Annotated in this window: 23 protein-coding genes; 19 read left to right on the top strand and 4 right to left on the bottom strand. The window is 43.5% G+C overall.

Annotated elements, in window-relative coordinates:
* Positions 1 to 96: 96 nt before the first annotated feature.
* The gene (locus tag MHB49_RS20930) at positions 97 to 1,128 is read right to left on the bottom strand and encodes an aldo/keto reductase (protein WP_405152853.1); all 1,032 of its coding nucleotides are present in this window, start codon (positions 1,126 to 1,128) and stop codon (positions 97 to 99) included.
* 181 nt (positions 1,129 to 1,309) lie between these two features.
* Between MHB49_RS20930 and MHB49_RS20925 the strand changes: the two genes are divergently transcribed.
* Positions 1,310 to 1,885 (top strand): TetR/AcrR family transcriptional regulator, encoded by a 576-nt coding sequence (locus MHB49_RS20925; protein WP_247898042.1) that lies wholly within the window; start codon positions 1,310 to 1,312, stop codon positions 1,883 to 1,885.
* A 73-nt stretch (positions 1,886 to 1,958) separates the two neighbouring features.
* Here the strand turns inward: MHB49_RS20925 and MHB49_RS20920 are convergent, their stop codons facing one another.
* A complete protein-coding gene (locus MHB49_RS20920; protein WP_405152852.1) occupies positions 1,959 to 2,246 on the bottom strand; it encodes a hypothetical protein in 288 nt (95 codons plus the stop codon).
* A gap of 582 nt (positions 2,247 to 2,828) precedes the next feature.
* On the bottom strand, positions 2,829 to 3,455 hold the full coding sequence (gene lexA, locus MHB49_RS20915; RefSeq protein WP_090899937.1) for a transcriptional repressor LexA: 627 nt from the start codon (positions 3,453 to 3,455) through the stop codon (positions 2,829 to 2,831).
* 303 nt (positions 3,456 to 3,758) lie between these two features.
* Between lexA and MHB49_RS20910 the strand changes: the two genes are divergently transcribed.
* From MHB49_RS20910 to MHB49_RS20875, 8 genes are all read left to right on the top strand, one after another.
* Entirely contained in the window at positions 3,759 to 4,136 is a 378-nt protein-coding gene (locus MHB49_RS20910) for a LysM peptidoglycan-binding domain-containing protein (RefSeq protein ID WP_405152851.1), read from the top strand.
* A gap of 95 nt (positions 4,137 to 4,231) precedes the next feature.
* Positions 4,232 to 4,441, top strand: coding sequence for a DUF896 domain-containing protein (locus MHB49_RS20905; protein WP_192267947.1), 210 nt, complete (start codon positions 4,232 to 4,234; stop codon positions 4,439 to 4,441).
* 129 nt (positions 4,442 to 4,570) lie between these two features.
* Entirely contained in the window at positions 4,571 to 5,083 is a 513-nt protein-coding gene (locus MHB49_RS20900) for a hypothetical protein (RefSeq protein WP_247898039.1), read from the top strand.
* A 28-nt stretch (positions 5,084 to 5,111) separates the two neighbouring features.
* Positions 5,112 to 5,918, top strand: a complete 807-nt coding sequence (locus tag MHB49_RS20895) for an HAD family hydrolase (RefSeq protein WP_405152850.1) — start codon at positions 5,112 to 5,114, stop codon at positions 5,916 to 5,918.
* A 577-nt stretch (positions 5,919 to 6,495) separates the two neighbouring features.
* Positions 6,496 to 7,425: an ABC transporter permease gene (locus tag MHB49_RS20890; RefSeq protein WP_405157201.1), complete on the top strand. Its 930-nt coding sequence runs from the start codon at positions 6,496 to 6,498 to the stop codon at positions 7,423 to 7,425.
* A gap of 12 nt (positions 7,426 to 7,437) precedes the next feature.
* The gene (locus MHB49_RS20885; protein WP_405152849.1) at positions 7,438 to 8,307 is read left to right on the top strand and encodes a carbohydrate ABC transporter permease; all 870 of its coding nucleotides are present in this window, start codon (positions 7,438 to 7,440) and stop codon (positions 8,305 to 8,307) included.
* A 69-nt stretch (positions 8,308 to 8,376) separates the two neighbouring features.
* A complete protein-coding gene (locus MHB49_RS20880; protein WP_405152848.1) occupies positions 8,377 to 10,008 on the top strand; it encodes an extracellular solute-binding protein in 1,632 nt (543 codons plus the stop codon).
* A gap of 104 nt (positions 10,009 to 10,112) precedes the next feature.
* Positions 10,113 to 10,787: a GntR family transcriptional regulator gene (locus MHB49_RS20875; protein ID WP_247898035.1), complete on the top strand. Its 675-nt coding sequence runs from the start codon at positions 10,113 to 10,115 to the stop codon at positions 10,785 to 10,787.
* A gap of 90 nt (positions 10,788 to 10,877) precedes the next feature.
* Here MHB49_RS20875 and MHB49_RS20870 read toward each other — a convergent pair whose 3' ends face one another.
* The gene (locus MHB49_RS20870; RefSeq protein WP_405152847.1) at positions 10,878 to 11,423 is read right to left on the bottom strand and encodes an acireductone dioxygenase; all 546 of its coding nucleotides are present in this window, start codon (positions 11,421 to 11,423) and stop codon (positions 10,878 to 10,880) included.
* A gap of 179 nt (positions 11,424 to 11,602) precedes the next feature.
* Between MHB49_RS20870 and metH the strand changes: the two genes are divergently transcribed.
* The 10 genes from metH to MHB49_RS20820 all read left to right on the top strand — a co-directional run bounded on the left by metH (position 11,603) and on the right by MHB49_RS20820 (position 21,400).
* Positions 11,603 to 15,043, top strand: a complete 3,441-nt coding sequence (gene metH, locus MHB49_RS20865) for a methionine synthase (RefSeq protein ID WP_405152846.1) — start codon at positions 11,603 to 11,605, stop codon at positions 15,041 to 15,043.
* Positions 15,044 to 15,117: 74 nt separating this feature from the next.
* On the top strand, positions 15,118 to 16,056 hold the full coding sequence (gene rnz / locus MHB49_RS20860) for a ribonuclease Z (protein ID WP_405152845.1): 939 nt from the start codon (positions 15,118 to 15,120) through the stop codon (positions 16,054 to 16,056).
* A 129-nt stretch (positions 16,057 to 16,185) separates the two neighbouring features.
* Positions 16,186 to 16,338: a hypothetical protein gene (locus MHB49_RS20855; protein WP_405152844.1), complete on the top strand. Its 153-nt coding sequence runs from the start codon at positions 16,186 to 16,188 to the stop codon at positions 16,336 to 16,338.
* 76 nt (positions 16,339 to 16,414) lie between these two features.
* The gene (locus MHB49_RS20850) at positions 16,415 to 17,224 is read left to right on the top strand and encodes a TIGR01457 family HAD-type hydrolase (RefSeq protein ID WP_405152843.1); all 810 of its coding nucleotides are present in this window, start codon (positions 16,415 to 16,417) and stop codon (positions 17,222 to 17,224) included.
* A gap of 7 nt (positions 17,225 to 17,231) precedes the next feature.
* Positions 17,232 to 18,053, top strand: a complete 822-nt coding sequence (locus tag MHB49_RS20845; RefSeq protein WP_247898029.1) for an Fpg/Nei family DNA glycosylase — start codon at positions 17,232 to 17,234, stop codon at positions 18,051 to 18,053.
* On the top strand, positions 18,043 to 18,891 hold the full coding sequence (locus tag MHB49_RS20840; RefSeq protein WP_405152842.1) for a deoxyribonuclease IV: 849 nt from the start codon (positions 18,043 to 18,045) through the stop codon (positions 18,889 to 18,891). Before MHB49_RS20845 ends, MHB49_RS20840 begins: the two co-directional genes overlap by 11 nt.
* Positions 18,892 to 18,912: 21 nt before the next feature.
* Positions 18,913 to 19,251 (top strand): cyclic-phosphate processing receiver domain-containing protein, encoded by a 339-nt coding sequence (locus tag MHB49_RS20835; protein WP_405152841.1) that lies wholly within the window; start codon positions 18,913 to 18,915, stop codon positions 19,249 to 19,251.
* A complete protein-coding gene (locus MHB49_RS20830) occupies positions 19,251 to 19,568 on the top strand; it encodes a co-chaperone YbbN (RefSeq protein WP_053780884.1) in 318 nt (105 codons plus the stop codon). Before MHB49_RS20835 ends, MHB49_RS20830 begins: the two co-directional genes overlap by 1 nt.
* A 2-nt stretch (positions 19,569 to 19,570) precedes the next feature.
* Positions 19,571 to 20,344: an ABC transporter ATP-binding protein gene (locus MHB49_RS20825; RefSeq protein WP_405157200.1), complete on the top strand. Its 774-nt coding sequence runs from the start codon at positions 19,571 to 19,573 to the stop codon at positions 20,342 to 20,344.
* A gap of 6 nt (positions 20,345 to 20,350) precedes the next feature.
* Positions 20,351 to 21,400, top strand: a complete 1,050-nt coding sequence (locus tag MHB49_RS20820; RefSeq protein WP_405152840.1) for an SAM-dependent methyltransferase — start codon at positions 20,351 to 20,353, stop codon at positions 21,398 to 21,400.
* The last annotated feature ends 29 nt before the right edge of the window (positions 21,401 to 21,429 follow it).

Below are 21,429 nucleotides of genomic sequence, written 5' to 3'. Positions count from 1 at the left end.
CGACTGGCCTTAGAGAATGAAACAGCGACAGCCAGTGAAGTGAAAGTAAAGTCAAAGATTGTCGTTATTTGGGTTGATTTAGCGTTTCCCGGTCTCTTAATAAATTTGTCGTCTTCGCCGTTCAGTGCTCATCCACTCAGGAGTCCAGCTTTGTTCTTTATCATCAATACGTTTGCCTGGTGGATTAATTGCATCAATAGCATCCAACACATTTGTATCGAGTTTCACCTTTGACCCAGAGATATAGGCTTTTAATTGATCTATGGTACGTGGTCCCCATAGGGTTGATGTGACAAACGGATGACTTTGCGTAAAAGCAATCGCCATATCCGCTAATGAAATCCCCACTTCATTTGCCAATTGCTGCAACTTCTCAATGACCTTAAACTTATATTCATTTTCAGCCAATTCTGGATCTAATGTATCTGCATAGCCTTTTAATGTAGCAGCACGTGAATCGCTCTGTGCAGCCTGACCAGCTTTGTATTTTCCAGTTAGTAGGCCACCAGATAAGGGGCTGTACACAAACAGGGATAGGTCATACAGTTTTGCTATCTCAGCAAGTTCAAACTCCATTCTTCGATTAATAATAGAATATGGCGTTTGCTCACTTACGAAACGTTGAACATGATATCGATGGCTAATGTTTTGTGCGTGAACCATTTGCCATCCCAGATGATTGGATGTTCCGATATGATGAATTTTCCCTTCTTTCACCAAATCGTTTAATGTCACTAGAATCTCTTCGTAAGCAACGAATTCAAAAGGAAGATGAAGTTGATAAAGATCTATATAATCGGTTTGCAAACGTAACAGGCTTTGTTCAACAGCGGTTCGTATCCATCCTCGTGAGGCACCATTTTGGTTTATTTTATCAGCAGCTTCCGCTCCAAATTTAGAAGCTAATATGACATTCTGCCGTTTATTCTTAATCGCTTTGCCGATAATACGCTCTGATTCCCCCTTTCCGTAGATATTAGATGTATCAATCAAGTTGATTCCGAAGTCTAAAGCTTCATCAATGATTTTTATGCTCTCATCTTCGCTTGCTCTAGTTCCAAAACTTGATCCGCCTAATGCAAACGCACTAACTTTTGTACCTGTCTTCCCAAGATATCGATATTCCATGGTACCCTCCTAAAATTTAGATAGTTTAAATATAATGAACACGTGTTGATTAAAGCTGTAGAACCTATTATAATTGAGCATTAATGGATGATCAATAAACACAAAAGGCTACGTGTTCATTAATAGATACGACGTGAAAATTGTTCACAAATATATACAATTTCACACTAGGAGGAAAATAGTGATCAAAAATAGTACTGATATGAGAGTGATCCGTAGTCGCACACTAATGGAGAATGCATTGATATTTATATTAGAAAAGGAAGGTATTAAAGGGTTGTCCGTTAAAAACCTTTGTAAAATAGCAGGAATTAATCGAGGAACATTTTATTTGCATTTTAATGATATTTTTCATCTGATAGAGGAAACTGAGTTTGTTCAAGGATTATTGAGTGTATTCGAACCCATTAATCTTCAAGAGTTAATGAGCCACGAGTATGATGATGCAGCTTACCCTCCAATCACGAAAGCCTTTCAGTACTTGCATATTCATGCTAGCTTCTTTAAAACACTAATTTGTTCGGGAGCTCCAACAGAATTAAGAGAGCGACTCCAATATTTGGTGGGCACACGAATGTTTGAAAATTTAACAAAAGATCCAGCCTATATGTTTTCTGACTATGCAATTGCTTATTTAGGAAATGCACAGTTTGGAATTATTCAGCACTGGTTTATGACAAATCGTGCAATTTCACCAGAAGATATAGCGAGGATATTAACCGGATTTATCCGCAAATCTCCGTGTCTTGTTCAATGAGGATTACTGAGGAATTTCAAATTTGAAGAGCACCAGTTCAATTTTTGAACTGGTGCTCTCATTATTAATGACTTTAAGAATGTAGCAGTTTAAGCATTGCAGAAACAGTCCCTACATGACTGATTTCATGCATCACACTCGAAAGAATTAAATCTCCTACGGATTCGGCTTTTAAAAAATTCCCCTCTACAGACACTCCAAGTTTATTATTAAATAAATCATGGATCCGATCTGGCTGCTCCCTCAATTGGGCTACTAAAAAATCCCATTCAGGAGCGTTTTCCCGCCATTCCGTTGGCCTGGTACCACTTCCAAAAAAGTCTTTGTAATACACAGGAAGGTTTGAATTTACCCTCCCCATAGAACCTGGCTACTTCTTTACTTAAGCCAAATTAAGTAATTATTATCAAACTAAAGAATTTCAACTATTCAAAAGCTGAACACGTGTTAATAAAGGCTATAAAACCAATTATGAATAATTGTGATTAGAAGGTCAATAAACATTAAAGACCGTATGTTGATTAAGTGACACCGGGCCAAAATGACATAAACATTTTCAGACGCTCTAAGTGACGACTAGATACACTCTACTTTGGAGTCGGATCAATCACATTCCATGGTAGCATCAATCAAAAAAACAACCTTACTTGTATCTTCAAAAACCTTTCAACTGTTCATTCCAACATGGTAGTTTGCTCCTGATTCCAATGCTTGTGATATCGATGGATGGACTGCCCACATATGCGCTATCATTGCGCTAAGTGGAAGGGGTTCTTACCATGGTCAGCAGAGTTCGATTTTTCTCTCATCATAAGAGCGTGCTCAAACGCAGCAAATAAATCATGATAAGCTATGCGCAGAAAAAGAGGTTGTCCTGATGAACAGGACAACCTCTTTGTGTATTTCACTATGATACGAACCATCTGGCCAACTTTAATCCCTATTAATGAATATCACGGAAAAGGCCAATGACTTTGCCCAGAATGCTAACGTGTTTCAAACGCAAAGGTTCAAAAGTCGAATTTTCCGGTTGAAGACGAATATGATCTTTCTCTTTGTAGAATGTTTTCACAGTCGCTTCATCATCTTCAGTCATGGCTACTACGATATCGCCGTTATCCGCAGTTTGCTGCTGACGTACAATAACATAATCTCCGTTAACAATGCCTGCTTCAACCATACTGTCTCCCACGACCGAAAGCATAAATACTTTCTGATCGCCTACATAATGCGTAGGAAGAGGGAAGTAATCTTCGATATTTTCTGTTGCTGTGATCGGGACCCCTGCAGTAACTTTACCCACGACAGGAATGCGGGCAACGCTGTGAGCAAACTGATGTGAATGCTCTGACTCTTCCTGGCTGAGAAGTTCAATGGCTCTTGGTTTGGTTGGGTCACGTCTAATCAGACCTTTCTTCTCCAAACGATCCAGATGTCCATGTACTGTAGAGCTGGAAGCCAACCCAACGGCTTCACCAATTTCGCGTACGGAAGGAGGATACCCCTTCAACCGGACTTCATTGCGTATAAACTCCAGAATAGCCTGTTGCCTGCTGGATATCTTCGACATACCGTATCAACCCCATTTTAGTAACGTTTGGGAAAATTATAACATAGAACCTCCGTTCGTACAAACATAAGTTCTAAATAAACTGCCATAAAATCAATGTTTTTTTTGCAAATTGAGATAAAAATGTTCTTCGAGTCCAATCAAATACTGCAAATGACAGTTTCCATACAATAGAGGAAAGATAATAGAAGATAGGATCTGAAAAAAAAGCGAACAATTGTTCTAAAAAGTTATTGTACAAAACAGATGTTCGTGTTATATTGATTTCAACAGATAGGAACAAACGTTTGGAGGTCAATAATAATGAGATATTCTACTTATCAAAGTATTTACGAACCGGTTAATACAGAAGTGGTTAAAACAAACATAGGGAACTTCAAGAAGCTGTTTACGAAAGGTAAAACTCCAACATGGATTTTGAAATTGGTAATTGTATCGTTAATTATATTCGTTGGGTGCAGCACAGTACTTACTGTGTTCGCAGGTAATGAGAGCGATCTGTTGCCTGGAAATAAGGTTGCAGTCTCAGAAGGCGATACGCTGTGGAGCATATCGCTGAATCACAAACCTGAAAGTATGGATACACGTATATATATAGAAGCAATTAAGAAAGTGAATCAACTTCACTCAACTTCAATACAGGTGGGGCAAGTCTTAACACTGCCTCAATTCACAGAATAAACTGCACATCCATACGCGCTAATGCGTGTCAGCTTGACAAGCTGCCCTTATCATGTCAAAGTTAATATGACTTTGTATTTTTGGAGGGGACAAGCTTGGATATAGATAGTCTGGTAGCACGTATTAATGAATTGGCCCGTAAGCAAAAATCCACTGGATTGACAGAGGAAGAACTCACTGAACGTGCCAAGCTTAGAGAAATCTATTTGAATAACATTCGAAGCAATTTCAGACAACAACTGGATTCGATTGAAATTGTAGATGATGAGAATGATCAAGGCCACCAAGGCAAACTCAAACATTAAGGAAACCTAATGATATCAATATGATATTTAGGTTTCCTTAATGTTATTTAGAGATTGCAAACTATAGGGGGAAATGTTGGTTTACAGTAATGTAAGCCGATACAAAGAACATCTAAGGGGGGGATTCTCATGTCGCGTTCGTTCGAGAGAACGGTTCGGAAAAATTCTAAGCAGTTGAATCAGCAACGCAAAAAGAACGGTCAACCGGTTTCCGGGACACCAGGTGAAGACGTATTTAAAGGACGCAGCCTTCTGTTTCCTATTTTTCTGATCGGACTAGCATTTCTGTACCTCTTTATGAGTACGTTTCTTGTCAAAGCTCCGATGACCACCTGGGACTGGGTGACCATGTTGCTGTATGTATTTTTGGCAGTTATCTTCATGCTTCGTCGTCCTTATGTCAAAATAGGAAGTAATCGGATTTTGACGACCAAGGGGAACCGTGAGCGTTCAATTGGAGTCGACGATATTGTGAAATTCAGAATTGAGCCAGGTACGGTTGTGATTGAGCATAATGCACGGGGTAAGAGATGGGTGTTTACCAAACTGCTCAATCGTTATGATACAGATGCCATTACTGAACGTCTTCTGAAATTCGCCAAAGCACATCAGATCACTGTGGAAACATACGAGAAAAAGTAATTATTGCATAAAGGGGAAGATGACCGAAATGGCGTTAAAAGCGATTTTGTTCGACCTGGATGATACTTTGCTGTGGGATGAGCGCAGTGTTCGAGAAGCTTTTCATGAGACTTGCCTGTTCGCTGCTCAAGAAACGGGTATTAAACCGGAAGAACTTGAAGATGCTGTTCGTAATGAGGCACGCAATCTGTATGAGTCTTATGAAACTTTTTCGTTTACGAAAATGATTGGCATTAACCCGTTTGAAGGTCTTTGGGCCAACTTTACGGGTGGGGATCAACCGGAGTTTCGTCAGTTGGAGCAGCTTGCACCTGCATATCGTAAAGAGTCATGGCGTCGTGGCTTATTGAAACTTGGTGTTGATCGTGAAGATCTGGCGGAACGACTTGCCTCACAATTTGGGGCAGAGCGGAGATCAAGACCTCATGTCTATGAAGAAACGATGGAAACGTTGAGTCATCTACAAGGGAAGTTCAAGCTTTTGCTTTTAACCAACGGCTGTCCTGCTTTACAACAAGAGAAGCTTGATGGCGTTCCTGAATTGGCTCCTTTTTTTGACGAAATTATCATCTCGGGTACGTTCGGCAAAGGAAAACCTGATCCTTCGATCTTCGAGCACGCATTGAGTAAGCTGGGAGTACAACCTGAGGAAAGTATGATGGTTGGAGATAAACTTACGACTGACATTCGTGGAGCACTATCGGCTGGCATTAAGTCTGTTTGGATCAACCGTGAGAATAAAGAGAATACCGAATCGTATGTGCCTGACCATGAAATCAAGCATTTATCCGAATTGGAACGTATTATTGCCGAATTCTCAATTAATGCATCATAAATCGTATTTTTTGTGTTCTGTCCAAACATTGTTAGGTTCTATGAGATGTTTTCATCCATGAACCTAACAATGTTTTTTTGATTAGGGAAAGCTTGATTATAACGTAATAACGTATTCTAAAAATTTTTATTAAAAGTTATTGAAATTATAGAACGGCTGATTTAGAATATAACTAACATACTAGTATGACTAGTATGCGAATGAATGCAGCGAATATCTGTTGACTTACTCGAATGAACTAGAGGCGGGAGTTATTCGCTATTATTTTCACATTCCATTGTAAGCGCTTTACATAGTTGAATAAACCATTTAATTCTGGAAAACCGACAAACAGTGATTAGTAACAAAATGACAATAAGTATCTTAACCGATATGAGTCTCTAATAATCGCCAGAATTGATATCGCTTACAATGTAAATTTTGTTTATTCTGCAGGTGGGGGTGAAGTTCATCTGAGTACTTATCTTCTACAAAAGAAGAGATGGTAAGATTTGATCGAAAACGATTTTATTTTATTAAGCTAAGGATCGGAGTGAAATAACATATGGAGTCGGAAACCGCTAAAACCACGCTAACGATGACATCATTACGCAAAGAAAGCAGGTTAAGAACGGCCGGAGCTCTGCTTCGCAAAGATTGGCAGCTGTACTCACTGTTAATTCTTCCAATTATCTATCTTATTATTTTCAAATACGGTCCAATGCTCGGTAATGTAATCGCCTTTAGACGATTTGTACCAGGTGGCAGTATTTTTGGAGAGACGTGGGTTGGATTCAGATATTTTCAGATGTTCATTCAAGACCCAACCTTTTGGAAGGTATTTGGAAACACACTTATGCTGGGTGGACTTGCGTTACTTTTCACTTTTCCAGTTCCGATTATTTTTGCATTGATGCTGAATGAGGTGAAAAGCAAACGTTTCAAAAAGTTTGTACAGACCGCATCTTATCTTCCGCACTTCTTATCGATCGTCATCGTTGCCGGAATGATTCTGCAATTAACAGCAGTTAATGGCTCCATTAACGGGATCGTTTCATTTTTTACCGGAGACAGCATTCCTTTCATGCAGCGAGCGGAATGGTTCAGAACAATCTACATCACCTCTGAGGTTTGGCAAGGTATGGGGTGGGGAGCCATTCTATATTTAGCTGCATTGACAACCATTGATGATTCTTTGTATGAAGCTGCACGAATCGATGGTGCAAACCGCTGGAAGCAAACCCTGCATATAACCATACCGGGGATTTTGCCAACAATCGTTACACTGCTAATTTTGAACATGGGTAATTTCCTTGCGGTTGGATTTGAGAAAATCTTGCTCCTTTACAATCCGCTGATCTATGAGACATCTGACGTGATTTCCACTTATCTGTACCGGGTAGGTTTGCAGTCGAGCAATTTCAGCTATGCCACCGCCATTGGTTTGTTCGAATCGATTATTGGACTGATCCTGGTATTCTCGGTTAATGCAATTTCACGCAGACTGACACAACGAAGCTTGTGGTAAAGGAGGAGCAATATGCTGGAATCAAAATCATACAAAGTATTTAAAGTTTTCAATGCGATCTTTTTGCTGCTTGTGGTATTCATCACGCTCTATCCGTTTCTAAATGTTGTGGCTCAATCCTTTAGCAGCGAAGCCTATATCAACTCAGGCAAGGTAAGCATTATCCCGAGAGGTTTTAATGTAGAGACTTACAAGACTATCTCTCGCGACAGCATGTTCTGGACCAATTATAAAAACACAATTATATATACCGTTGTAGGTACTTTGATTTCCATGTTCATGACGACTATTTTCGCGTATGCCTTATCTAAGAAAAGATTGATGGGACGAAAATTTTTGACGATGTTCGCGGTGTTCACCATGTTTTTCAGTGGGGGCTTAATTCCAAACTACGTCCTGATTAACTCTCTGGGCTTCAACAATACGATGTGGGCATTGGTTGTTCCAGGTGCAATCAGTATTTATAACATGTTAATTATGAAATCATTTTTCGAAAACATGCCTGAGGAGCTTGAGGAAGCAGCAGCTATCGACGGTTTGAATACGTACGGCATTTTGTTGCGGATCATTCTACCGCTGAGTAAGGCTGTCATGGCAACAATGGTTTTGTTTTACGCTGTAGGACACTGGAATTCATGGTTCCCCGCATTTCTGTATCTCGACAAAAAGGAACTGTTCCCAGTAACAATCTACTTGCGTAATATGATCGCCGCCGCGACTGGTGGGGCTTCAGCCGGAGCATCAGCAGATAATTTGACTCAGATCGCTGCAAATATCAAATCGGTCACCATGGTACTTACCATTCTGCCTATTTTAACGATTTATCCATTTGTTCAAAGGTACTTTGTAACCGGTATCATGTTGGGATCTGTTAAACAGTAATCCTAACCCGATATAGTTCAACATCTTGTTTGTAAGGCCAATCTAAACCACATGCAGGGGGAGAATTGAATGAAACAAAGACCACGTAAGCTGGTAGGCAAGTTGGTATTGGCAACAATGATGAGTGTCGTATTGGCAGCATGTAGCAGCGGTGCTGGTGGTGAGAAAGTTGAACCAGAATCCAAGGGAGCCATGGAATCCTATGGTGTAGGGGAGACCTTCAAAGCCACTGAACCGTTTAATCTATCTATTCTATACAGTGACCAGCCTGCATACCCGTACAAGAAGGATTGGCTCCTATTCCAAAAAATCACCGAAAAAACTGGAGTCACACTGGATCCTACCATCGTACCGATGAGTGACTATCCCCAGAAAAGATCCCTTTTGATCAGTTCAGGTGATGCTCCGCTAATTATTCCAAAAACCTATCCGGGTGAAGAATCTGCTTTTGTATCGTCTGGTGCGATTTTGCCAGTGAGTGATTATGTTGATTTGATGCCTAATTTCAAGGACAAAGTAGAGAAATGGGGACTTCAGGATGAGCTGGAGGGCCTTCGACAAGAAGATGGGAAATATTATGTGCTTCCAGGTTTGCATGAAGAGGTTTGGCCGGACTATACCCTTATTGTGAGAACTGATATTTTCGAAAAAAATAACATTGCCATTCCCAAGACATGGGATGAATTGTATAATGCAGCCAAAAAGCTGAAGGAAATTTATCCGGATTCCATTCCATTTTCAGATCGATTCAAGTTCAATAGTACGCTGGGTATTGCAGCTATCGGTTTTGGAACAAAGGCGGGATGGGGATTCGGGAATGGTCTGACGTATCAGGCAGACAAGGATGAATTTGTGTACACATCTACAACACCGGAATATAAAGATATGTTGACTTACTTTAACAAATTGGTATCCGAAGGACTTTTGGATAAGGAAAGCTTCACCCAAGACGATGATCAGGCTACACAAAAATTCGTTTCTGGAAAATCATTCATGATTAATGGTAACTCGCAAACGTTAGTACTGCACCGCAATGACATGAACAAAACATTGGGAGAAGGGAATTTCTCTATCGCCAAAATTACGGTACCTGGTGGTCCAAAAGGCCAACTGATGTCTGGCTCCAGACTTGAAAACGGTGTCATGATTTCCGGGAAAATTAAAGACAGCGAAAACTTTAAAGCAACCATGCAATTTATTGACTGGTTATATTATAGTGATGAAGGTCAGGAATTTGCCAAATGGGGTGTTGAAGGGGAAACCTTCACCAAAAAGGACGGCGTTCGTAAACTGGCAGAAGACGTGAATTATAACGGACTGAATCCGAAGGGCACAAAAGATTTGCGTATAGATTACGGCTTCTCTGGTGGTGTGTTTGCATATGGAGGGACAACAGATTTGCTTCAATCCATGTTTAGTGAAGAAGAACTGAAATTCCAACAAGACATGAAAGATACAAAAGAAGTGATTCCTGCTGAGCCGCCAATTCCTTACTCGGATATCGATCGTGAACAGGTCACGTTACTCAGCACACCACTCAAGGATTTTTCGGATCAAAATACCCTCAAATTCATTCTGGGAGAACGCAGTCTTACCGAGTTTGATGCATTTGTAAAAGAATTGGAGAGCCAAGGATTGTCTCAATATATGCAGCTTGCCAACGACACGTATAAGAAATACAAAGAAAACAAGCAACAGTAGTTGTAAACTGAAATTTGCCCATTGCCGTTTCACTTAGGGAATTTTAGTGAAGCGGCAAATTGTGCTAAGATGGATGAATACGGCTGAGAGGAAGAGGTTAAGGCATGTCACTTAATCAAAAGATTAGAGGATCGACCCGGGCTTATTCATACAATCTGATAAAGGAACGCATTCTGCACCTTGAACTTGAGCCTGGCACCAAGATTTCCGAGAAGGAAATCGCGGATGAACTGCAAGTAAGCAGAACGCCAGTTCGTGAAGCATTCATGAAACTTGCCGAAGAAGAATTACTGGATATCATTCCACAGAGTGGAACCATTGTCTCCCATATTAATCTGGAGCATGTTGAAGAAGGCCGGTTTATGCGAGAGAAGATGGAGAAGGAAATTGTCACGCTTGCATGTGCTTCTTTTCCGGAAGAATTCAGATTCAGACTGGAAACCAATATTGCGATGCAGGAAGTATGTATAGGAAAAAATAATTTCTATCGGCTTTTTGAACTGGATGAAGAGTTTCATCAGATTTTGTTTCAAGGAACAGGAAAAATGAGAACATGGAAGATGCTTCAGCAGCTCAATATTCCCTTTAATCGCCTTCGTTTATTACGGTTATCTGAAGATTCCGATGCAGAGGTTATTATTTCACAACATAAAGAAATATACCGGCTCATTATGGAACGTGAGACTGATCAGGCCGTTAAGGTTATGGAAGCTCATCTCAGACTCGTTGTTGTTGAACAAGAGAAGATGAAGGCAAAATATCCGCATTATTTTATATAAAGCATGGAATGTTGTATACTATTTAAAATATGCAGAAACCCCTGTTCGAAATGAACAGGGGTTTGTTGAGCAAATAATAAAATTTGCTTATTATGCTTGTTTGATAAATGTTGGATCCGGGTATGGATCTGCGATCCAGCCATCTTTTTCAATAAACAGACGTATGGCAATAATTTGTTTGTTCTCCATCAAAGTAAAGAAGTGTGGTGTGTTCTCAGGTACCGAGATAACGTCTCCAGGAGACAATTCTACATTAAAGTAACCTACATCATCTGTAGCTTTAATGACAAAGATTCCTTTGCCGGCTACAATTGCTCGGATTTCATCCTCAGCATGAGTATGAATTTCTTCGAATTTGGCAAGCTTCTCTTCAATATCGGGTGTTTGTTCAGACAGCGTAATAACATCCCAGATTTGGTACCCGCGACGTGCAGCCAAGTCTCTGATTTCATAGTCATATGTTTTGAGCACTTCTTCTTTTTGTTCATCGGTGAGTCCAAAGTTATTTTGCAGGTCAGTGCTTAATTTGGACGCGTCCCATTTTTCGAATAATACTTCATATTTGTTTAAGAAATTTCGAACATTTTCGTCTCCAGTGATACGTTCGTTCGTATTTCGGATTACAATTTCAGCCATGCTCTTCCCCTCTTTTCCACTTGGTTTAATCGCTATTATATCGGATTCCCCTATTTTTGTCGATTCACAAATTCATTCGACCTTCAATAAAAACGGCCAGGGGACTGATCAAACCCGATCTTTCACATTAAGATAGTTTCTGTTAAACTAAGATTTAACGTTTTGCGGAGGTGACGATATTGGACAAGCTTAGCCTACATGATGCATTAAAACAACGAATATTGATCCTCGACGGTGCAATGGGGACCATGATTCAACAAGTTGATCTCACAGGCGCAGATTTTGGCGGAGACGATCTGGATGGATGTAATGAAATGCTTGTACTTACACGTCCAGATTTAATCCAGCGTATTCATGAGGAATATCTGGAAGCCGGTGCTGACTTAATTGAAACAAATACGTTTGGTGCAACTTCTGTTGTACTTGCTGAATATGACATTCAGGACCGTGCACGTGAAATCAATCTCGAAGCAGCTAGAATTGCAAAAGCAGCGGTGGATCGATTCTCGACGCCGGAGTCACCGCGCTATGTGGTGGGGGCCATGGGACCCACAACCAAAACGCTGTCTGTAACAGGCGGAGTAACGTTTCAAGAGCTCATCGACAGTTATTTCGAGCAAGCGCTTGCTTTAATTGAGGGAGGCGTTGATGCGCTGCTGCTCGAAACTTCACAAGATACGCTTAATGTAAAAGCAGGCAGCATTGGGATTCAACAGGCATTTGAGCAAAGCGGTATCAAGCTTCCTTTGATGATCTCAGGAACGATCGAACCGATGGGTACCACCCTCGCTGGTCAAAACATTGAGTCTTTTTATATATCCTTAGAACACCTTAACCCAATTTCGGTGGGACTAAACTGTGCTACAGGTCCGGAATTCATGCGTGACCATATTCGCTCTCTTTCCGGGATGGCTTCGGTTGCTGTTAGTTGTTATCCCAATGCAGGTCTTCCGGATGAAAACGGTAATTATCATGAATCCCCGGATTCACTTGCTCAGAAGATCGGTGCATTTGCCGAACAGGGCTGGTTGAACATCGCGGGTGGCTGTTGTGGAACAACCCCTGCGCATATTCGGGCTATGCGGGACACACTAGCCAAGTACCCTCCAAGAGAAATGAACGGAACACATCCACCAGCTTTGTCTGGAATTGATCCAGTCTACATTGAACAGGACAATCGCCCATACATGGTTGGGGAACGTACGAACGTACTTGGATCACGGAAATTCAAGCGTCTTATTGTTGAAGGGAAATATGAAGAAGCTTCGGAAATTGCTCGGGCTCAGGTGAAAAACGGGGCACATGTTGTCGATGTTTGTGTTCAGGACCCGGACCGTGAAGAAGCCGAAGACATGGAGAAGTTCCTTGAGCTTGTTGTTAAAAAAGTAAAGGTGCCGCTCATGATCGATACAACAGATGCAGCCGTCATCGACCTTGCACTGCAATACTCTCAAGGTAAAGCCATAATTAACTCCATTAACCTTGAGGACGGCGAGGAAAAGTTCGAGCTGGTCACTCCGTTGTTGCATAAATACGGCGGTGCTGTCGTTGTCGGAACGATTGATGAACGCGGTCAGGCTATTAGTCGTGAGGACAAGCTTGAGGTAGCGAAGCGATCTTACGATTTGCTGGTGAACAAATATGGATTAAAAGCCGAAGATCTGATTTTTGATACCCTGGTGTTTCCAGTAGGTACGGGTGATGAACAATATATCGGTTCGGCCAAAGAAACCATTGAAGGTATTCGTATCATTAAAGAAGCGATGCCTGAATGTCATACGATCCTAGGGATCAGTAACATATCATTTGGATTGCCTGAAGCAGGGCGTGAAGTGCTGAACTCTGTATTTTTGTATGAATGTACCAAAGCGGGTCTCGATTATGCCATCGTTAACACAGAGAAATTGGAGCGTTATGCATCCATTCCGGAGGAAGAGCGCAGACTCTCGGAAGACCTGTTATATAATACGAATGACGAAACACTGGCTGCTTTCGTAGCGGCGTTCCGTAACAAAAAGGTTGAGAAAAAAGAGAAAATTTCGAACCTGTCATTGGAAGAACGCCTCGCATCGTATGTTGTTGAAGGAAGCAAAGAAGGCTTGCTGCCCGATCTGGAGCAGGCACTCACCAAATATACAGCCCTTGAGGTAATCAATGGCCCGCTGATGCGGGGGATGGAAGAAGTAGGGCGACTGTTTAACAACAATGAGCTGATCGTAGCAGAGGTGCTTCAGAGCGCGGAAGTCATGAAGGCTTCGGTAGCTTATTTGGAACAGTTCTTGGAGAAAAATGAGACGTCAGTTAAAGGGAAAATTATTCTGGCGACGGTCAAGGGCGATGTGCACGATATCGGCAAAAACCTGGTGGAGATCATCCTTTCCAATAACGGTTACCGGATCATAAATTTGGGTATAAAAGTACCACCAGAGCGAATTATCGAGGCGTACAGAGAAGAAAAAGTCGATGCGATCGGTCTATCCGGTCTGTTGGTAAAATCGGCGCAGCAGATGATTCTTACCGCTCAGGACTTACGCACAGCGGGTATCGATGTACCTATTATGGTTGGTGGAGCGGCATTGACACGCAAATTCACCAAGAATCGTATACGCCCGGAATATAACGGCATGGTTGTCTATGCAAAAGATGCCATGGACGGCCTGGATCTGGCCAACAAGCTGATGAATCCAAGCACGCGTGAAGTGATGCAACTTGAGATGGAGGCTGAAAAAGAGGCTGACGCTTCAGGTGCAGAAAATGTACAACCACTTCCCGAGCTTACTCGGGTAGAGCGTTCGGATATCGCAATCGACAACCCGGTTCTTGTTCCGCCGGATCTGGAACGACATGTTATGCGGAATTATCCGCTATCACACATCTTACCGTATGTGAACATGCAGATGTTGCTAGGTCACCATCTTGGTTTGCGTGGCTCAGTAGAGCAGTTGCTTGCTTCGGGTGATCAGAAAGCTACTGACCTGAAAGCGGTAGTGGATGATATTATGCAGGAAGCTGTTCGTGACGGGATTATTCAGGCTCATGCGATGTATCGTTTCTTCCCTGCTCAGTCCAGCGGTAACAGCGTCATTATCTATGACCCGGAGGATACAAGTAATATCCTGCATACATTCACGTTCCCTCGTCAAAAAGTTGAACCCTTCCTGTGCCTGTCTGATTTCCTGAAGCCGGTAGAATCCGGACAAATGGATTACGTTGGTTTCATGGTTGTAACAGCCGGACACGGTGTAAGAGAATTATCAACTGCTTGGAAGGATCAAGGCGATTATCTTCGTTCACATGCTCTGCAATCCGTAGCGCTTGAAGTAGCAGAGGGATTAGCCGAGCGGGTTCATCATATGATGAGAGATATCTGGGGATTCCCTGATCCAGCCCAGATGACCATGAAGCAGCGTCATGGAGCACGTTATCAGGGAATAAGGGTATCATTCGGATATCCGGCCTGTCCTGATTTGGAGGACCAAGGACCGTTGTTCAAGTTGTTACAGCCTGAGGATATCGGTGTGGAGCTGACTGAAGGTTTCATGATGGAACCTGAAGCATCTGTATCGGCGATGGTGTTCAGTCATCCGCAAGCGAAGTATTTTAACGTAGATAAGGCATAAAAGTAAAATGTCAGGCAAAGCCCTCCGCATTGTCGGAGGCTTTTTGCTGGCAACAGAAAGAGGTGCGATCCAGAGTGGAACTATATTTCCTGGGAACTAACGCTGGTGTACCTACGCTTCAGCGGAATGTAACGTCTATAGGGCTGCGTATGTTGGATGAGCGGAGAGCATTGTGGTTGTTTGACTGCGGGGAAGGAACTCAGCATCAGATTCTAAGTTCTCCGCTTAAATTGAGCAAATTGGAGAAAGTATTCATAACCCATCTTCATGGAGATCATGTATTTGGACTTCCGGGTCTACTCTCCAGCAGAGCGTATCAAGGTGGCACTACACCGTTAACGGTGTATGGTCCGCCAGGCACTGAACGAATGATCATGACTACGATGGAACTTAGCCAGTCACGTCTAAACTATGATCTAAGCATTGTAGAACATACAGGCGGAGTGCTTTTTGAAGATGAGACCTTTATCGTGGAATCAGCGTTGCTGGAACACCGTATCGACAGTTATGGGTATCGAATTACCGAGAAGGATCGTCCAGGGAGTCTGGACCCTGCGAAACTGGCTGGGTATGGCTTGAAGCCTGGGCCGTTATTTGGTCGTTTGAAACGTGGAGAAACCATTACTTTAGACAACGGTGACTCACTTCGCCCAGAAGATGTATTGGGAGCGCCAAAGCGTGGAATGATCGTTACCATTTTGGGGGATACACGTCCATGTGACAATGTACAGCCACTAGCTCGTCATGCGGATGTCCTCGTACACGAAGCTACGTTTTTGCATGATTTGGCTGACACGGCTCACGAGTACTATCATAGTACATCGAAGGAAGCGGCTGAGGCGGCGAGAGCGGCAGGTGCAGGACAGCTGATCATGACCCACTTCAGCTCTCGCTACAAAGATGAGGCTCAATTGCAGCCGCTCCTGGAAGAGGCGCAGGCGATATTCCCGAATACAAAACTTGCGATTGAACACGAGCTTATTCCAGTTGTTCACCGCAAGGGCGAATCCTAATGGTGGATGTGCGAAACAGTACAACCAAACACGACGGAAGAAGAAGCCGTTAAATGCACGGGACTGAGGGGAAAGTTACTCCCGAGGTCCCTTTTGCAATCTGGACAAAAAGCGTGTAGGATGGGCAATATGAGCGGGGAAATGATTCAAATTATTTTCCGGGAAAGCGCAGGAAATGACAAGCTTGTACAGAAGACGCGTGAGTCCAGACGTCCTTGTTCGATTCGGTTCGACGAGTTGCGTGCAGATGCGAGCAAGCCATTTTTTGTAGTGTATACATAGGTTAGCATCGAAGATCATTGCAAATGGTAATTAAGGGCATGAACTGTTAATGGAATAAAGAAAGGAAGTGCTGTATATGATTAAGGCCTATCTGATTGATCTGGACGGTACGCTCTATCATGGCAGACATCGTATTGAAGGAGCCGATAAACTTATTCGGACTTTGAATGAACAAGAGATGCCTTATTTGTTTGTGACTAATAATTCTTCGCGTACGCCGCAAGGTGTGGCGGATCATCTGAACGGGATGGGTATCCCCGCCGATGCTTCTCAGGTATGTACTTCTGCGGTAGCGGCTGCGGAATACGTGGCCAAAGAGACTCCAGGAGCCAAAGTGGCTTGTATTGGAGAAGAAGGACTGTTGCAAGCGATTGAAGCGGCAGGACTTACCCTAACGGATGATGAACCTGAATACGTTATACAAGGAATTGATCGTGAATTTTCCTATCATAAATTGACCAAAGCGCTCCGCTGGATCAACAGCGGCTCTAAATCTGTCATGACCAACCCTGATTTGCAGCTTCCTTCTGATGATGGACTTACGCCGGGAGCGGGAACGATTGGGGCAGCGATCGAAGCGGCAACCGGGGTTCACCCTACCGTTATTGGTAAACCGTCAAGTATTATTATGAAGTCTGCTATTAGCCGATTGAACTTAAATTCTAATGAAGTTGCTGTAATCGGAGACAATATGCGTACAGATATTGCGGCAGGAGCAGCAGCGGGATGTGAGACTCTGCTGGTTCTTACCGGAATAACGACACGGGACAATATGGATAGCCACATCCAGGCGACCAAGGTTCGTCCTGATCATGTGTTTGAAGATTTGCATAAACTGATTGAGTGGCTGTCGCAGAAGACAGGCCAAGCATCCAAGAAGGGGTAGATGTACGATGCCGGAATTGCCGGAAATGGAAAACTACCGGACCTTGCTGTCCGAGAAAATACTGGATTTGCCGATTACAGGTGTGGTGGTTAATCGTGAAAAGTCGATTAATATTGATCCTGAAGTGTTCACCCGTGAACTGACAGGGAATCGTATCATATTTGTAGAGCGCCGGGCCAAACATCTGATCTTTCATCTGGCTAATGGGAAGCGGCTTGTGCTGCACCTAATGCTGGGCGGAATGATTTTCTGGGGTACGGAAGCTGAACGTCCTGATCGTTCCACTCAAGTGGAACTTCAGTTTGGAGAATATACGTTGTTTTTTATTGGCCTCCGTTTGGGCTATTTGCATCTGCTTACTTCCAAAGAAACGGAAGAAGCCATGTCTGATCTTGGACCTGAACCACTTGATCGGCGCATGAATGCAGAACGTTTTGCTGCCCTGTTGAAAGGACGTAGGGGCACACTCAAAACGACACTGGTAAACCAGCACATTATTGCAGGCATTGGAAATTGTTATTCGGATGAGATTGCCTTTGCAGCAGGTCTGAGACCAAGCTCCAAGACGCAAAATATTGCCGCCTCGCCTGAACTTACAGCACGTTTGTACCATTCTGTGCAATCCGTGTTGCGGGAAGCTGCATCGGAAGGCGGTTATATGGAAATGCCGCTGATGCAGGGAGACACCAAGACGGGAAGTTTTGATGAGCAGTGCCGAGTGTATGATCGTGAAGGGGAAACTTGCCCTCGCTGTGGGGGAACGATAACACGCGTGGAAATTACGGGCAAGAAGGCTTTCTTCTGTCCGGATTGCCAGCATGAGGCCTAAAAGCGGAATCGGGGCACATGTCAGCACCAGAGGCGGATTTCTTCAGGCAGCCAAACGGGCATATGATATGGGGGCTACGGCATTTCAATATTTTCCGAAGAACCCGCGGAGCCTTGGCTTGAAAGAACTGGACCTCAAAGATGCTGAACAGTGTCGGGATTGGTGTGAGACGCAAGGGATATCTTCCATTGCCCACTCACCCTATCCCACGAATCCGGCTTTGGGCAAAACCCGAGGAGAGGCGGGTTTTCATGCGACCATCGCATCGATTCAAAATGATTTGCTTATTGCAGATGCCTGCGGTTCAGTTGGGACTGTAGTTCACTTTGGACATCTCAAGAGTAATGAGCCACTCGAAGGGTATCAGAATCTCATATCCTGTCTGGACACTGCTTTAGCAGATTGGGATGGACAGGCAAAGGTTCTGCTTGAAAATCAGGCAGGAGATCATGGCTCCATGGGTACGACGATGGAAGAATTGATTCAGATTCGGAAGCTAAGCCGGTACCCCGAACATATTGCTTTTTGTTTTGACACGTGTCATGCTTTTGCTTCAGGCATGTGGACGACAGGCAATGAGGCATCAATGCTTGAGAATGGCAGACTGCTTGGATACTGGGATGCTCTTGCGGCTGTTCACTTTAATGATTCAAAATATCCTTCCGGTTCATGCAAGGACAGACATGCAAGGATCGGACAGGGTTTTATAGGAACAGAAGCGATGCAGGAACTTTTAAGTGCGCCTGAATTTCGGCAAGCTGTCGTTGTGCTGGAGACCGAATCAGGCGAAGATGGAACACATCGTGGTGACATTGAGCTCATGCGTTCCTGGCTTTAAATGGGGAGAGGAGCGATTGTAATGCATGTTTTTTTGGATGATTACCGGTCATGTCCGAAAGGGTTTGTTCTTGCTACCAATGCAGAAGAATGCCTGATGCTGCTTAGAGAAGGTGACGTGGATATTCTATCCCTGGATTATGAACTGGGCCCAGACTCCCCGAATGGAGGAGAAGTTGCTGCTTCGATCGTCCGGGAAGGTTTATTTCCACGCCAGATCTATTTGCACACGTCCAGCATGTATGGCAGACGTCAAATGTACGAATTGTTGTACAGCAATAAACCAGACTCTGTTACCGTCCATAACGGTCCGATGTCGGGTGAGGTTGTGCTTCGTGTTGCTGCAGGAGAAGAAAGCTGATGAAGCCGATAACGACCAAAATGTTAATGCGTGGTGTATGGGAAGGCATGCCTCAGGCTGTATTTATCTATACTCCGCTCTGCGGAACTTGCGCGGCAGCACGTCGAATGCTGGAAATCGCCGAGCATTTGCTGCCCGAGGGGATTTTGACCGAGATGAATATTCACGATATCCCTGAACTTGTGCAGCAATTTCAGATTTCGAGCGTGCCTGCGGTTATGCTGTTTGATGGGGAACATGATGTGCCCAGAATGGTATATCGGATGAACTCTGTCGAGCATCTGTTAGGGGAAATCCGGAAGGCGGTGCTAAAATGAGTATAATCTCGATGGAGCATGTCTCTCTAAGACGGGAAGACAATCAGATTCTGGATGACGTCCATCTGCATGTTAAAGAAAACGAGCATTGGGTGATTCTCGGGCGCAATGGTTCAGGTAAAACAACACTGCTGGAAATGATGAATGGATATATGTTTCCAAGCCAGGGGCGTATTGAAGTATTAGGCAACCTGTACGGTCAATGCGACGTTCGGGAGGTTCGGAAAGAGATTGGTTATATCAGTCAGACCTTGATTGAGAAACTGACACTCCGAGATCCTGTATGGGAAGTTGTCGCAACAGGAGCTTATGCTTTTTTGCGTTTCTATCAAACGATTCCGGATGATGTGAAGGCCAAAGCGATGAACCTGCTTGATGAAATGGGCTTTGCAAAACTGGCTAATCATCCGCTCGGCACCCTTTCTCAAGGGGAGCGCAAAAAAGTAATGCTGGCTCGGTCTTTGATGGCAGAACCCAAATTGTTGATTATGGACGAGCCTTGTGCCGGACTCGATCTGTATGAACGTGAGAAAATGTTGGCCGAAATCGATCGTCTGCATAAGCGTAATATTACTGTTGTTTATGTAACGCATCACGTGGAAGAGATCGTACCTTTGTTCACACATGTGGCCTTGATCCGCGATGGACGTATTGCTGCGGCAGGGCCTAAACATGAAGTTTTAACACAAGAAACAATTAAGCATACGTACGATGTTCCGGTTGATATTCAATGGCATGATGGACGTCCCTGGATCCGCGTACGTTCTGGAGGGTAACACAATTTGAGTACACAGTCATCTTGGGGTGAAGGAGACTTCTCCCGTTTTATCTGCACAGCCAATCATGGCTTTGCACCCTATGCTCAGGAGGAATTGCGCCGTACGTTTGGGGCAGTAAAGAGCACGGTACTCGTACCAGGTGAGATTCTGCTTGCCGGCCTTCCGATTGCGGAAAAAGAGGTAGCGATCAAGCTTTTGGAAGAAAGCCCGACGTTTTTACGTCATATTCAACCTGTTCAATTTCAGGAAAATACGGAAGAATCAGCGCAAGCAATGGAAAAATTGATTTCATTTGTGTTGAACCATACGGAGTTAACAGGCACTAAAGTTGCATTACAAGTTCGTAAAACCGAAGGTGCCTTCTGGCAGGAGAACGCTGCTTCTTTAAAACAGGTGTTGACCGATAAGCTGGATGACCTTGGATGTGAGTGGGTTGTCCGTGATGCGGATCATGTTATATCTGTTTTCTTTGCGGATGACATGTTATATGCCGGTGTATCCAGACCTGATCAAAATCTGTCGGATTGGAGTGGCGGAGCAGTTCGTTTTCAGAAGGAAGAGGGCCAAATCTCTCGAGCCAAATTCAAATTGCTTGAAGCGGAGCAGACGTTTGGTATCGACTTTACTTCTTTTCACAAAGCATTGGACATCGGTGCTGCACCAGGTGGTTGGACCTCTTTCCTGTTAGAGCGCGGGCTTGAAGTTACAGCTGTTGATCCGGCCAAGATGGATGCGACCCTGCTGGAATCACCCAAACTGACCTTTTTGAAAAAAAATGCAGGTGATGTACGTTTCCGTGAAGGGGAATTTGATCTGCTCGTATGTGATATGAGCTGGAGCCCCAAACTGATGAGCCGTCTTATATCGGACCTGTTGTATAGCCTCCAATCGGGAGGGACAGCCGTTGTGACAGTGAAGTTACTGCATAAAAAACCGCTTGCGTTGATTAAAGAAGTCATTGATACATTTGAGCGCTCCCGAATGCAGATCCAGCGTTCCAAACAGTTGTTTCACAATCGTGAAGAAATTACGCTATATATGATTAAGTATTAAGTTATTAAAGGCTTTAAATTTATGCTTTA

It is taken from the genome of Paenibacillus sp. FSL K6-0108, assembly GCF_045040695.1.
GTDB classification, from domain to species: Bacteria; Bacillota; Bacilli; order Paenibacillales; family Paenibacillaceae; genus Paenibacillus; species Paenibacillus pabuli_B.
The sequence above is the reverse complement of the archived record's forward strand: the minus strand, read 5'-3'. Positions and strand labels throughout refer to the sequence as shown.